General features: G+C 56.0%; 4 protein-coding genes. All 4 read right to left on the reverse strand.

Features of this window, described 5'->3' with window-relative positions:
- Positions 1 to 393: 393 nt before the first annotated feature.
- On the reverse strand, positions 394 to 1,080 hold the full coding sequence (locus tag CEE69_RS20360) for a PEP-CTERM sorting domain-containing protein (RefSeq protein WP_099262438.1): 687 nt from the start codon (positions 1,078 to 1,080) through the stop codon (positions 394 to 396).
- 849 nt (positions 1,081 to 1,929) lie between these two features.
- Positions 1,930 to 2,775, reverse strand: coding sequence for a leishmanolysin-related zinc metalloendopeptidase (locus tag CEE69_RS20365; RefSeq protein ID WP_099262439.1), 846 nt, complete (start codon positions 2,773 to 2,775; stop codon positions 1,930 to 1,932).
- A gap of 103 nt (positions 2,776 to 2,878) precedes the next feature.
- Complete coding sequence (locus tag CEE69_RS20370) at positions 2,879 to 3,604, reverse strand: PEP-CTERM sorting domain-containing protein (RefSeq protein WP_158231052.1); 726 nt, start codon at positions 3,602 to 3,604, stop codon at positions 2,879 to 2,881.
- A gap of 38 nt (positions 3,605 to 3,642) precedes the next feature.
- Positions 3,643 to 16,029: a beta strand repeat-containing protein gene (locus CEE69_RS20375; protein WP_233215462.1), complete on the reverse strand. Its 12,387-nt coding sequence runs from the start codon at positions 16,027 to 16,029 to the stop codon at positions 3,643 to 3,645.
- Positions 16,030 to 16,142 lie beyond the last annotated feature (113 nt).

Consider the following 16,142-nt stretch of genomic DNA (forward strand, 5'->3'; position numbering starts at 1 on the left):
CGTAAGCAAGGCCACTCCACACGCAGCCTCACTCACGTTTCGGGTTGTGACAGGTTGCATCTCCACGCCCGATCTCTGCTTGCATCGCAAGCAAGTGTCACAACCCGCCGCGTAAGCAAGGCCACCCCGCATCCGTTTTAGCCACAGAGAGCACCGAGTTCACAGAGAACCAACCGAACTCAATCAGAAATTCACCATCAACCAAGAACATCTCCGTGCTCTCGGCAGCTCGATTCCAGACTGAAGTGAATCCGGCTACGAACTTCACAGCCTCACTCACGTATCGGGTTATGACTGGTCGCTTCACCACGCCCGATCTCTGCAGCCATCGCAAGCAAGGGTCCCAACCCGCCGCGTCAGCAAGGCCGCTCCCAATCAATTCACCGCGTACGGCTAACGTCGCCGCCACGCCATACCAGCGGCCAGCCCTGCCACCAGCATTCCAGCCGCTCCGGGCTCGGGAACCGCGGACGCCTGAATCAGATACGGCGTCACCTGAATGAACCTTGCACCACTGAGTTCCGCCTGGACAAACCGGCTTTCGAAAATTGTTGCCACTTCGCCCGCCGTCAAAGTAGTGTCGTTGTTCAGCCGCGGTCCCATTAAACCCTCGCCACTCGTATGCCCCAGATTGAGGTTGTGGCCGATCTCATGTGCAATCAACTCAGCTCCGAACGCTCCCGCGGCAAAGTCCGATTCGACAATCAAGACCGAACCATTGACCGCCCCACAACCCACCGCCGCTGGGATGTCACCGCCACACCAAGTGATCTGGTCGGTGTAGAAGACATTCAACTGAGAATTGAGATCGCCCACAGTATCGCGAGCGTAATCGAACAGTGAAAAGTAGTCCGCTTCCGAATCAAAGTTCAGCAATCCAGAATCGGCGATCGTCACGACCTCGCCAAACCGAATATCGATCGGGCTGCTCCCAAAAGAATCTTGGCGGAAGATCAAATCCACCCCAGTCTCCTGAGTCGTCACCACCGCAGCGGATGCTTCCGTCGCGTTCCAGAAAATCTGGCTCGCGCCGAAACAAACCGCCAACCAACCAATCAACGGCATTGACCAACGATTCATTCCACCATCCCTGTAAAACCCCCTAAACAAGATCGAACCAAGCAACGATCCTACCAGGCCGTCACTCACTCCATCCACCGTCATCGGAATCAACTCCGATCGCCTCACTCACGTCTCGGGTGATGACAGCTGCGTTCACCCACTCCCGACCTCCGCTTGCGCAGCAAGCAAGTGTCATAACCCGCCGCGTCAGCAAGGCCACTCCAACTCGCGACGCAGCCGGACTCATCTGAATTCAGACTCCAGCCCTATTCACCCCCAATTTGCCGAATCAACAAGGAGCACTCCGCGCGTAGCCTCACTGACGTTTCGGGTTATGACAGGTGACTTGCACACGCCCAAACGCTGCTTGCCCAGCAAGCGAGAGTCATCACCCGCCGCGTCAGCTCCGCGCGTAGGCCACGTCCCACGTGGCACCCAACCGATGCTTCGCAAGAAGCGAGCCATCCCATCACACCCCGCCGCGTCAGCAAGGCCACTCCACACGCAGCCTCACTCACGTATCGGGTTGTGACAGGTGACGCCCCAAGCTTGCGCAGCAAGCGAGCGTCATAACCCGCCGCGTCAGCAAGGCCGTTCCCAATCACTTCTTGCCACAGAGAGCACCGAGTTCACAAAGAACCAACCGAACTCAATCAGAAATTCACCATCAACCAAGAACACCTCCGTGCTCTCGGCAGCTCGATTCCAGACTGAACCGAATTCTTGGCGAATCCAGCTACAAGCTTTCCGTCACCCCCGAAGTGCCAGCACGCCCCGTAGGCCACGTCCCACGTGGCACCCAACCGATGCTTCGCAAGAAGCGAGTCGTCCCGTCACAACCCGCCGCGTTAGCAAGACCACGTTCAATCACTTCATCGCTTGAGATCGACGTCGCCGCCATCCCATTGCCGCAACCAGCCCTGCGGACAGCACTCCACCGGTTCCCGGCTCGGGCACCGCGGTAGCGTTCGCTGTCGTGAACCCGATGTCTCGGAAGGAGGCCAAGGTCAATTCACTGATGAACGAGTTCGGGTTCAGCCAACCCGTCATCAGCTCGTCCCGCATGTCGCGCCCCAATGAATCCGTGATCCCGGTCAGGCCTGATCCATCGAGATTCTCATTCCAATGTCCGCCTGCGGTTCCGGGACCACCGTCCATCTCAATATCAGGCGTACCAGTCTGTCCGAACTCGGACTGCCACGCAGCGGTTGCCTCCAAGCCCGTCAATTCCGATCCAGAGACCACATTGTTCAGGCCCCACAACGTCCCGAACCCGAGTGCGTGTGCCATCTCGTGCAAGATCAATGAATCCAATTCCGAGCTAGACAAAACCAGCAAATCGTCCTCATCGAACGTCATCTGCCCGTCCGTCGCCAACCAAAAATTCGACGTATCTCGGGCAACTTGCGTCGGGCCGGCACTGCCCAGGATTCCCCCCAGCCCATCGTTGGGTGCCGTTACCGCGTTGACGTAAACATCGGACAGCACGGCCCCGGCCATCGCCGAACTGTCGGGGCTGGCAACGCTGATCAGCCCATCTTGATAACCAGTCAACCACCCTTCCCAGGTCGTTGCTGCGGTCTGAAAAGCCGATTCCAATTGAGCGTCGCCAGAGTAGTTGATGTGCAACGTCAACGCGGCGTGGCCGCTGCTGGAAACCAACCAGAAGCAAGCTGCGATCACCACCGAGAACAACCGTCGATTTCGATTCATTGCATTCCAACCAGGCATTGTCGGTCGTCCCCCCGCGCACAAAAAAACCCGAGGAGAAAATCCCCTCGGGCATTGTAGCTGGATTGATCGGACGTTGCCGAACCTAGGCAGTCGCCACGGCCTTCCCTGCACAACGTCGACGACGCCAAGCAACGCCAGCACCGATTGCACCAAGAGCCAGTAGCGAACTTGGCTCTGGGACTGCTGTAGGACCAACCAAGAAGACACCTGGATTAACAGTCACTGCAGTAGACGGATTAACCGCGAACTGCGCACCTGCGGTATTAATATCGACTTGATAGATACCTTCCACAGCACCCGCCCCAATACCAAAGGTCACATCAAACAAATTGGTAGGGTTCAAAACGTCCGTTGACAACGGTATCGGAGATAACGTGAGGAAATTTGCAATCGTATCTGATGCGTTGATGCCATTTTGCACAGCTGCAAAGTTCAAGGCAGGAGTTCCGAATCCATCACCAGCATCACCGGCTACCGGCGAAATAGAAATTCCGGTAGGCAGCCCGGTTCCACCGCCGCTTGGAGGAAAAGCTTGCGAAACGTCAATGGGCAATGTAAACCCAGCAAGCTCATCTGGACTGACTAAGTTATCAGAAACCGCACTGAACCGAAGTGTTACAGAGTCGCCGACAGTGTAAACAGTCGGATCACTTTCGATATTTATTGTAATCGCAGCATCTGCGGCACCTGCCGACAAAACCAGTATTGCTAAAGCAGGCAGCATCATTTTCATTTTGTTTTTCATAAAAACTGTCTCAAGAACGATCAAGTAAAGTAAGTCTGAAGGCATCCGCAAAGCACAAAACACGCCCAATTTAATACCCCTGCAGGGGGAATCAACCCTATTCATTTCAAAAGCCCGAAGATTTCATCGACCGCATCCACATAGGATTCGAAACCCGTCTCTTCCTCAACTGCAATCTCCTCGGAAGCATCGATTAAGTCATCATCGATGACAGATTCTTCTTTTAGTTGGCTATCTACGAACTTTTCTTCTATAGCGAACACATTAGATTTCGCTTGCAACTCATCGTTTTCATCAGCCGAGCTTTCCTGAATCGACATAGCCGATGGGGCAACAAACGGGAACAAGATCGCATTCTGCTCGTTTCTGATAACGCCAGTATCCGCTGGTCCAATAATACCGTCACCGTCTAGGTCAGCTCTCGGATCATAATTTGCAGTCACGAACACACTTCCCATGAATTCAAAAGCTAACTCGTTACTGTTTTGGAGGGCTCCCGCTCCAGCGAAGTCGCTCGGAGCAACTGTGACCTGTCCCTGGGCCAACACAGCACCATCGAAGTCGCCGGGAAGCGTCAAGATACGGAATTCGAAGTCCCCCCCCGCAACACCATCACCTGAGGCCATCGCTCCCGATTCGTTGACCCACTCACCATCCAAGTCGTTTCCGCCGGCCACATCCTGAACACCGGACGAACTAACGATTAAATCGAATGCGTTAGCTTCAAAGAATCCGGTCAACGACAAAGTTGCTGTAAATGTACTCGCGTCATAAGACACGCTATTGATCGATGGAAGGATCGGCGATGATCCATCACCATTTGCCATCAGGTATTCAGAGCTAGCCAGCGAGAAACTGAAGTCTGATACATCGATGCCAGTCACATTTTGGTCGAACACAACTTTAACTTCGTCCAGCGTCGTCCATGGCAAAGTCGTGGTCTGTCCTGGCATAGTCCCAGTCGCCGGTCCCGTTGGCATCACGTAGCCAGGAGCATTGGTATCAATTGCGACACCGTCGTAGCCTCCATCAATCACGTCGCGGACAATATCCGTCCAACCTGTAGAATTTACGATCACTTTCGCGATTCGAGGCCCAGATGCCGTATCAGGCTCATCCGTCAGGTTGATTGTGACAGTCGCCGCATCAGAGTTCCCAGCACTGTCGGTCACTTCCACATCGAGAGTGAATGGGTTGACCGGGCCTTCGAAATCGAGCTGAGCACTGTCGGCAACTGTGATTTCGCCGGTGGCTGGGTCGACCGCAAATGCCGTGCTGCCGGTGCCGCCCGTGACCGCGTAGGTCAGCGTGTCGGCTGGCAAGTCAGCGTCGGTCGCCGATACGAATCCAACACTGGTCGTATTGGGACTGTTCTCGGCGATGCTCAAGGTGTCGTCGGTCGCGACGGGAGCGTTGTCGTTATCGAAGATACTGACGGTCGCTGCATCCGCTGTTCCCAATGTGAAGTCGGGTGATGTGATCACAAGAGCGGTCGCAGTCAGCGTGACCGTTTCCGTTCCCTCCGCCAAAGCATCGTCAAGGACATTGACCGAAACCGCGGTTGATGATGATCCAATCGCAATGGTGGCCGTTCCGGCAATCGACGTGAAGTCTGTCGTCGCCGTCGCGGTGCCACTGCTTTGAATCTGAACCGTTATCGCTTCAGTGCTGGTCAAGTCCACCCCGGTACCGTCGGGCATCGAATTCAGTGAGATGACGAACTCACCTGCAACTGGCCCGCTCTCGGATCCATCGGTCACGTCCGATTGACGAACCACGATGTAACCGAAGTCTTCGCTATCAATGTTCACGGTCGCCGTCTGGTCAGCAGCATCCGGATCGATGCCGATGAAGCCGATTGCACCCACCGTGATCGTATCGAGATCAACGATCACGGTTTCATCGGGTTCGATGATGTTGTCATCGAAGACATCCACGGTCACTTCGACGAACAGGTCGCCAGCCGGGATCGTTGCCGTTCCGGTGAGCGAACCGTAATCCGAACCCGCAGTCGCCGTTCCGCTGATGTTGTAGGTGAACGTGGTGTCGGTTGACGATGGATTCGTCAATGAGAATGTAAACTCACCGTCCGTGCCAGGTTCCGCAGCGTTGGGCAAGCTCGCACTGACAGACAATTCCGAAGTATCCGTGTTGGTGATCGTTCCCAACCCGGTGTCGGAGCTGTCGATGTCGCTTGTGTCGACGATCGTTGCCGTAATCCCACTAACACCCAAGGTGAAGGTCTCGTTACCTTCCACGACCGAGTCATCATTGAGGGTCACCGTGACCAATGCGGAGTAGCTGTTGCCAGCATTCAAGGTCACCTGCGTTGTGGACAAGTCGAAATCGTTGTCACCAACCGCACCGGTGATCGCTTCGATGGTGGTTCCATCGGCGGTGGCAAGATCCACAACCACGTCGCCATCCACGGCTTCGTCCAAGGATACCGTGAATGTCATCGTGCCGGCTTCTTCAGTTGCGGTCACATCGTCGATGACGATCGCAACTTGGTCGTCATTGGCGATGGTCGCCGATGCGACATCGTTGACCAAATCAATCGACCCATCTTGCGGTGAATCAGTGTCCGCATTGGCTGGATTGGTCAACGTGACAACGAAGTCTTCATCAGACTCAACCGTGGTGTCTTCCGCCAGCTTGATTGTGATGAGCTTGCTGGTTTCGGTCGGACCAAAGGTCAAAGTTCCGGAGGTTGGGGTTTCAAAGTCGGAAGCGTCCGCATCGGAAGCACCGAAATCGATCGCCCACTCAACCGTTGTGTCTTCGCCTGAACCGGTGATGAAGCCATCACGAGTGACCTCGAAGGTGTAGGTCGTGTCGTCACCGGCCACGTCACCTTCATTGAGCGAAGGTGTGGTTGTCGCCAACAACTCCAAATCGATGTCATCGTTCTCGATCGTGACGTTGCCTTCGTCACTGATATCGATTGGCGACACGCCCGTAGTCGGTGTGCCAGTGTAACTAGCGACCGCCGAATTCGGTCCCGGTCCAGCCACAATCGAGATTGGGCCGCTGTTCGAGCTATCGCTGAACGTGACAAGCAACGTGGCACCAATAAGATCGCTGGCCGAAACCACGCCATCCACGCCAATGGCATCCACATCGACCTGGAAGCTGAACACTTCGCCGCTGTCGAAGTCAGTGAACGAGAGCGTCAATGAAGTGTCGCTGTCGGCCAACGTCGGGGCGGTCAATCCGGTGATCGCATCGCTGCCGCTCAAAGCAGAGAACGGTAAGCTGATCGTTCCGCCTGTCGAGCCATCGGTATCAAATTCGTACCCGGCACCGGTCAGATCCAAGAAGACGCCGGTGATGTCGACGCCGCCGGTGGAAGTGTTGGTGACTACAAACGGTGCCGCCGTTGGTGAGGCAGTAGGCAATCCTAGGCTGCCGGCTCGCAAGAAGACGGCGGAATCGTCTTTGTCAAGAGTCGCCCCAGATCCACCAGGAACGATCACCAATCGAATTTGGTGGGTCGCTGCCGATAGACTTGGTTCGCTGAAAGTCAAAACATCGGTGAAGCGATCAAACTCCATCAGACTGCTTCCAGTTGCAGTGGAATTAGAAAGGCTGGCGTCCAACGCAGACAATTCGTACTTCTTGACGCCATCGATGAAGATCTGGAACAAGTCAGCTTCTTGCGATGCACCGGTTTGTTCTTCAGTCGCAAAAACAAAATCAAGGTTTAGGTCGCCCCCACCCCAGTCGATCTCGAATTCCAATTCAGTGTTGGCAGGAATGTTGACCGAAGAGTTATCGCCTGCCGTGTTGGGGCCAACCGCTGCGTCGGCACTGCCACTCGAAAGAACAACGCCTTCGTCGATGCCCATGGCGTCAAAGCCTTGGCTAAACAATCCGCCAGCGTGTTGCCCCATCAACAATCCAGGTTCGCTAAAGGTCGGAGTACCCGTTGGAGTCCCCCCAGACCCGAGCATTTCCAGGGTCAACAACGTGGCGTCTCCGGTGACAAACGGAACCTGCAAGTTGCCGGAAGCCGGCGGTGTGGTCGCCGTGTCCGTGAACGTGTCACCAACAATTGAGAAATCAAAGCTCGGCGTCGTAGTAATCACTCCCAGACCGGCAGCATTCAAGTTACTGAGGACTACCTTGAACGCTTCGTCCATTTCGACTTCGCTATCACCGTTGACGGTGATCGAGATCGTCTTGGTTTCGCCCGCCGTACCAGCGAAGTTCAGAGTCCCGGAATCGGCAACATAGTCGCTGGCGTCGACAGCAGTGCCATCAACCGTTGCGTAGTCCACGGTGAAGGCTCCCTGAACATCATTAACCAAGGTCACCACCACTTCAGCAACTGTGGTGCCGGAAGAAGTTTCGCGAATGACTGGATCACTGACAGTCAAGCTCGTCGTGTCATCGTTGACGATTGTGGCCGTTTGACCATTATCAATCAAGTCGATCGAATCAGCCGCCGTGGTGCTAGGAGCCGCCATGTGCTGGGCGTTCGAAAGCGTGACGACGAAGTCTTCGTTCGGCTCAACGGTGCTGTCACCCGAGACGTTGATTGTGATGTCAAGCGAACTAACCCCAGTGCCAAAGTTCAACGTTCCCATCGGGAAACTGCCGCCAAAGTCGTCGGCATTGGCCGGTGATGAACCAAATCCGGCAACTTCGTAATCGACATTGGTTTGTGCCGTCAGAAGCCCCGTTCGTGTGACCGTGAACGTGTACGTCTTTGTCCCTGTGTCACCTTCGTCTTGGCTAGATGGAGTTGCAGCCCCCAACGTCAAGTCGATGTCATTGTCCGTAATCGTGACCGTCGCCGGTGCACCCAGCGTCACATCACCAGCAAGAGTCCCAGTCACGCTGTCAAGCGTGACAAGAACTGTCTCGTCGCCTTCGACATCCGAATCCGCCACCGTAACAATCGTGAACGTTTGGGTCTCGCCAGCCGTGCCAGTGAACGTCACAGATCCGGAAGCGTCAGCGAAATCATCGACGATGGTCGCTGTACCACCTGCGGTGGAGTAGTTGACGGTCAAACCGCCAGCGACTGCTTGATCCAAACTCAAAGTGACCGTGGCAACACCGCCTTCGTCGACACTGACGTCAGCAACCGAGACAGTCGCTCCGTCATCATTGACGATCGTTCCGACACCAACGCCGTTGACGATCTCAATCGAATCCGTGTTCGGATCGGTATCCAGAGGGTTGCTGAGAGTGACGGTGAATTCATCGTCACCCTCGACGTCGAGATCACCGACCACATCGACATCAATTGTCGCAGTGTTCACACCGGGTGCAAAAGTAACGCTTCCAGTAAGCGGGCTGCTGATGTCCGCTGCATCCGCTGGATCACTGCCCGTGAACGTGACAGCCCAATCTGCTGTCGATGTTCCCGTATCAAGCCCAGTTCGAGTCACGGTGTAGGTATAGGTCGTCGGTCCGGAATCACCCTCTGCTTGACTGATCGTCGTCGGGGTCAGGTCCAAATCGATGTCGTCATTGGCGATGGTCACGACACCATCAACCGTGTTGATGTTGGCCGCCAGAGTTGTTCCGGTGATGGCCCCCAACGTGACGTTGATTGTTTCATCACCTTCCACATCGGTGTCGTTGCTGACAGGAACAATAAAGGTCAGTGTTTGACCAGCGGTCCCATCAAAGTCCAATGTGCCGCTAACCGCGGTGTAGTCGGTTCCCGCCGTGGCGGTTCCGGTGCTGGCGTCATAGGCCACTGTGAACCCACCTTGCACGGCTTTATCCACCGTGACCGAAACAGTCTTCGTTGCGTCAGCCTCGTTGTACGTCACATCGGTGACCGAAACTGTTGCAGGCGAGTCGTTGTCAGTGATTGTCACGGTGGCCGGTGTGGCGGCAGCGGTGACCGTGGCCGGTGCACCGGTGATCGCACCCAGTGTCAGCGTGAATGTTTCGCTGGCTTCTAAAGCCATGTCATCCGTGATCGGAATCACGATATCGACCGTTTCGGAAGCCGATCCGCCCGTGAACGTCGCGACTCCGGATACACCCACATTGGTGTAATCACTGCCCAAGTTTGCCGTCCCATCGGCCAAGGTATAGGCCACGCTGAATGGCCCTGCCACGGGTGCACTGATTTGCAGCGTCACCGTTGCTGTCCCGGCTGATTCATCAACGGTGACAGTCGGTGTCGCAAAACTGATGACCGCCCCGCCATCGTTGTCCAGGATATCGATCGTCGCCGCATCGTCTGGAAGCGTCGCATCGGCTGCCGCGATGGTGATCTGTGGATCAGTACCGGCCCCCAGCGACGTCAAGTTGATATCCACCGTTTCGGTGCCTTCGACGAGCGTATCATCGATCGTCGACAGCGTGATTCCCTGAGACGAATTGCCCGCAGTAATCGTTTCGTTGTTACTAATCGCAGGGAAGTCCGCATTGATACCACCTTCGGTCGCCGTGCCGGCGATGTTGAAGTTGATCAACACGTCGGTGGATGCGACGACCGGTGTGACGCGATCAGTTGCGTCAACAAGCTGGATTTCGAACAGACCTGGCTGAGGACCGGTTTCGTTTCCATCCTGAATTGGCACGATCACAACCACCGCTTCATCGTTATCCGCGATCGTCAACGATGCCGAATTATTAATCGGATGCGGCGTGATCAACGGGTTGCTGCTACCTGTCACGATTGCGTTCACGAACTCGCTGTTCTCGACGATGTTGTCGTCGTTGATATCGATAACCAACTGACCGGTCGTTGCCCCAGCTGGAATCACAACGGCAGCACGTGTGTAATCGAGTCCCGCACCTTCTTGAGCGACAATCGCTGGGAATCCAGAAGGCAAGGTGATATTGATCGTCGTCGGTGTGGACGCCGGATTCGAAAGCGTGATATCAAAGATACCGTCGTCTCCTCCCTCGGCACCATCTTGATTCTTGGCAATCGAGATCGTCGCCATGTCATCATCGCTGATCGTCACCGTGTCGCTGTTGGCAGCACCAACCGAAATGTCGGCGTCACCAGCAGTGATCGCGTCCAACGTCACGATGACGCTCTCGCTGCCCTCAACGACGCTGTCATCGAGTACCTCAACGTCGATCGTCGCGGTGGTGTCACCAGCCAAAATCGTCACCGTGCCGCTCAAAGGCGTGTAATCGTTGTTCCCGATCGTGCCCGTGTTGGCATCGCCCGTCACCGTGTAGCTGATCACCGTGTCGGTGTCAGAAGCCTTGCTCAACGCAACCGTAAACTGTCCGTCAGTGCTCGGCTCAGACGCCGATGCCGTCGTGGCAGCGATTGTCACCTCAGCAGTGTCGTCATCGCTAATCGTCACAGTGTCGCTGTTGGCAGCACCAACCGAAATGTCGGCGTCACCAGCAGTGATCGCGTCCAACGTCACGATGACGCTCTCGCTGCCCTCAACGACGCTGTCATCGAGTACCTCAACGTCGATCGTCGCGGTGGTGTCACCAGCCAAAATCGTCACCGTGCCGCTCAAAGGCGTGTAATCGTTGTTCCCGATCGTGCCCGTGTTGGCATCGCCCGTCACCGTGTAGCTGATCACCGTGTCGGTGTCAGAAGCCTTGCTCAACGCAACCGTAAACTGTCCGTCAGTGCTCGGCTCAGACGCCGATGCCGTCGTGGCAGCGATTGTCACCTCAGCAGTGTCGTCATCGCTAATCGTCACAGTGTCGCTGTTGGCAGCACCAACCGAAATGTCGGTGTCACCAGCAGTGATCGCGTCCAACGTCACCGTTACCGTCTCATTGTCTTCCAGAATCATGTCATCCAGAACAGCCACGTCGATCGTCGCGGTGGTGTCACCAGCCAAAATCGTCACCGTGCCGCTCAAAGGCGTGTAATCGTTGTTCCCGATCGTGCCCGTGTTGGCATCGCCCGTCACCGTGTAGCTGATCACCGTGTCGGTGTCAGAAGCCTTGCTCAACGCAACCGTAAACTGTCCGTCAGTGCTCGGCTCAGACGCCGATGCCGTCGTGGCAGCGATTGTCACCTCAGCAGTGTCGTCATCGCTAATCGTCACAGTGTCGCTGTTGGCAGCACCAACCGAAATGTCGGTGTCACCAGCAGTGATCGCGTCCAACGTCACCGTTACCGTCTCATTGTCTTCCAGAATCATGTCATCCAGAACAGCCACGTCGATCGTCGCGGTGGTGTCACCAGCCGAAATCGTCACCGTGCCGCTCAAAGGCGTGTAATCGGTGTTCCCGATCGTGCCCGTGTTGGCATCACCCGTCACCGTGTAGCTGATCACCGTGTCGGTACTCGATGGATTCGTCAGCGAAACGGTGAATACCCCATTGGTGCCTGGCTCAACTGCATCGGTCGTCGCTACGATCGAGACAGTCGCTGTGTCGTCATCTTCGATCGTCACAGTACCACCGGCGGCTGTCACATTCAGAGATCCAGGAATCGTCGTGATTCCGGTCGGAAGGATCTCTAAGTTCACCGTTTCATCGGCTTCGACGATCGTGTCCGCTTTGGTATTCAACGTCACATTTTTGGTGACGACGTTGGTTGTAAGTGGACTGTCTGCCGCGGTAAACACGACATTCTGAGCCACGAAGGTGTCGTAATCGTCACCGCTGGTTGCGGTGCCATCGCCCTTGTCGTCAACGGCAGCAATGATCATCACGCCGGGGGCGATCATGACAGGGCCGGAGCCCGTTCCGTTGATCGTTAGTGTGACCGGTACGTTTTCGGTGCCGGGAGCTGCACTCTCCAGAACGGTGGTATCAACAATTTGAATCACGGCACTTTCGTCATCCGCAATCGTGTGCGCCGCGTTGAACTGATTGAAGCTGTTCTGGTTGACGTCGCCACCTTGGAATGTCGTTCCTAAGCCGAGACCACCGATATTGAGTGTTTCAGGTCCTTCCAAAATGTTGTCGTTGAGGATTTCCAGGACTGGAGGCAGACCGCTGGTCGCGGCCAGATCGCCATTCATGTCGTAGAGCGTCAGGTCGAATTCACCGTTGCTACTGCTGTAATCACCTTCCGGAATCACGATGCTACCCGTGAAGTTGTAGTCGGTTCCTAAAGTGGCCGTTCCACCCGTGATACTGAAGGTCACCGTTCGCGAAGCGACCGACGTTCCCGTGATGTCACCGGTCACGATCAGGACAGGCCCGCTGCCGGTGGTTCCATCTTCGTTGCTGAGCGAACCGATCGTGATGCCCGGTTGATCGAATTCAATCAACGCATCATCGTTGTTGATTGTGCCGATGCCTTGAGGATCCGAGTCTGGCGTTGTCAAGTTCACCTGCGGTGCACCAACCACTCCATCGTAGGAGGCGTCCGTTAGATTGACGAAGAACGTTTCGTCTAGTTCGACATCGAGATCACGAGTGATGTCAACCTCGAAGTCCTTACTTGTTTCACCAGGCAAGAACGTCAGTGTTTCGGTCTTGCCGGTGTAGTCCGAACCAGCGATTGCCGTTCCGTCAGCGGTCGAGACGACGACCTCAACAATCTTGTCAGCCGCCTTGTCCAGCGTTACCTCAAACGTCGCCACCGTTGGTGGTGGAACCGCCGGATCGCCTTCATTGACGGTCACATCAGTGACCAAGAAGTTGACGACATCGTCGTTCAAAATGACAGCGTCTTCGGTGGCATTGACCAGCTCCAACGTGCCACCGACCGTCGTGATGTCAGCATTGTCTTGACCGCTCAGCGTGATGCGGAAGTCTTCGTCAGCTTCGGCCACCGAATCACCCTTCACTTCGACGGTGATGGTCATCGTCGTGTCGTTGGGGCCAAAGGTGACGGTTCCACTTGGGAAGACCGGTGAGCCAGTGCCTGTCTGGACAAAGTCAGCTGCATCGGCAGGTGTTGCACCGATACCGGTAACCGCCCAGTTGACCGTCGTGTCCTCAGTCGATCCATCAATGAAGCCATCGCGAGTCACCTCGAACGTGTAACTGGTCGTCGCTGGTGCATCGCCTTCGGTCTGCGGTGTCTCCGGCGAAGCCATCAATTCCAAGTCGATGTCGTCGTTCAGGATCGTCGCTGAAACGCTGCCAACTGGCGAAGCTGTCGCCAAAGGATCAGGGCGGAACTCGACAATGTGGTTGGCTTGATCATCCGCAGGACTGGTCAAGTTGACCGTGAAGTTCTCGTCCAATTCGACATTGTTGTCACCGGCAAACGTAATCGAGATCGTTGCGGTGGTTTCGGTCGGATTGAACGTGACCGTTCCCGTTGGGAACGTGCCGCCGAAGTCCGCCGCGTCGGCTGGGTTGGTTCCTGTGCCAACGACGTTGTACGTCGCCGTGGTGGTACCCGTCTTGTCACCGTAGCGAGTCACCACGAAGTCAAACGTTTGGGTTTGCGTGTCGTTGGTTTCGTAATCATCCGCCGCTGGCGCGACGCTCAGGTCAATGTCATCATTGACAATCGTTGCATCCCCTTCAGCGTCGGTGATTGTGATGGAGCCTCCTGGAGTGCCCGTCGAGGCACCCGACAAGGTCACCGTGAAGTCTTCGTCCATTTCGACGGCGTTATCGCCTTCGACCGAAACGGTGATCGTCGCCGTCGATTCTCCTGCTAGGAAATTGACCGTACCACTCGGTAGTGAGCCACCGACAAAGTCAAGTCCATCGACGTCCGCACCGCTGACGGTGTAAGCCGCACTGGCGGTGCTGCTGGTGTCACCACTTCGGGTGACGACAAAGTTGAACGTCTGCGTTTGCGTGTCGTTCAATTCGTCCAGCGATCCAGCGTCCGCAATCGACAATTCGGCATCATCGTTGACAATCGTTCCGGTGCCGGTGTCGGTCGTGTCGACCGAACGGCTACCGATCGCGGTGGTCACAGCCAACGAAACCGTGAAAGTTTCGTTCGGTTCGACAACCGCGTCGTCAACGACGCTAACGGTGACCGTTTGCGTCAAATTACTGGCCGTCGCGTCGTTGGCCAAGAACGTCAGCGTTTGCGTCGCCCCGTCGTAATCGGCTGGTGAAGTCGCCGAAACATCGGCGAACGAGACATTGACATCGACATCAATATCAATCGCGTTGCTGAGCGTCACGGTGAAAGTCATCGTGCCGTCCGCTTCGTTGACGGTGACATTGTCAACCAGGAAGGTCGCCGTGTCGTTGTCATTGATCATTGTGGTGGCGGTTGTATCGGCTCCCAATGCAATCGTCGCACCAGTGCTGCTTGGCGTCGTCACGTTGGAGATTGCCACCGAGTAGGTCTCGGGCCCTTCGACAATCGCGTCGTCGACGGTTGGCAACAAAATCGTCAAATCGGCGACCGTGCCGTCGCTAGCACCCTTTGTGTACGTCAACACGTTGCCAACGCGGGCATAACTGCCGCTCGGACCGTTGTACAACGCAATCGCGTCATCCACGTCTTGCAGGAAAGCCTCGGTGAAGTCCGCTGTTTCGGCCGGGTTGGCACCACTGAGCGTGATATCGATCTCAACCGAAGCCGTCTCGCCGCCTTGCAAGTTTCCATCCAGAGTCAACGTGTAGCTGGCATCGACGCCTTCGTCCACACCAGCGGTGCCTTGAGCGGCCGGCTGAGTCAACGTGAACGTTGCCGTGTCCAAGTCCACGATGGTTGTCGTCAGAGTGGCTTCCGTCGGGCTGACGGAATCCACCGCACCGGATGTGCTCGGCCCAACATAGTCGCTGATCGTCAGCGTGAAGTCTTCGGGACCTTCGACCAGATTATTCAATGCAATGTTGTCGTCGCTGGTGTTGACGCTTAACAACAACTTGTCGACGGGCCCAGCGGAACCACCATGCGTGTACGTGATCACCACCGTAGAGCCACTCAAGGCCGCGGTGTACGTCCCCGACCCTGCCGCGGTCGTTGTGATCGAATTTAAAACATCGGTTAGCAACGCCGTGTCAAAGTCAGCCGCCTCGGCAGCGTCATTGCTTAGTGCTCCGTTCGGGAAAGTGACGTCAAGGTGGACGACCGCCACTTCGCCCGCCTGCAATTCACCATCCAAAATCAAGTCGTAGGTCGCATTGGCACCCTCGTTGACTTGACCCGCGACAGAATTGTCATCCACCAGCGACCATGTCGCGACATCATTATCGCTGATCGTCGTCGTAACGGTGTTGGTCGCTCCCACGACAACCGTTGCACCGGTGGTGCTCGGCATCGCGGCTGCGGTCAATGTCAGCGTGTAGTCCTCAGGGCCCTCGACCAAGTTGTTGCTTGGCGAACCATCGTCTTCGCTGACGGTCAAATTGATCGTCAGATCGCTGACCGTGCCGTCCACACTGCCTTGAGTATAGGTCAGCGTATTGCCAACACGACCGTACATGTCACCGTTGGACGCGGCGGCATTGTAAAGGCCGATGGCGGTATCAACGTCAGCCAAGAACGCGTTGGTGAAGTCAGCCACTTCGGCTGGATCGTTGCTCGGAGCTCCACCTGGAAAGCTGATCGCGATGTCCGCCGATGCGGTCTCGCCTGCTTGCATCATCCCGTCGAGCTTCAACTGATAGGCCGCCGTCGCACCTTCGGCAACCGATGTCGCACCAATCAATGTGAACGTCGCGACCTCGTCGTCGTTGATCGTCGTCGTGACTTCGATCGTCGCCGCTCCACCGACCAGTTGAACATCGCTGCCCGTTGAACTAGTCGGGTTGGACAGCGAAA

Source organism: Rhodopirellula bahusiensis (genome assembly GCF_002727185.1).
Classification (GTDB): Bacteria; Planctomycetota; Planctomycetia; order Pirellulales; family Pirellulaceae; genus Rhodopirellula; species Rhodopirellula bahusiensis.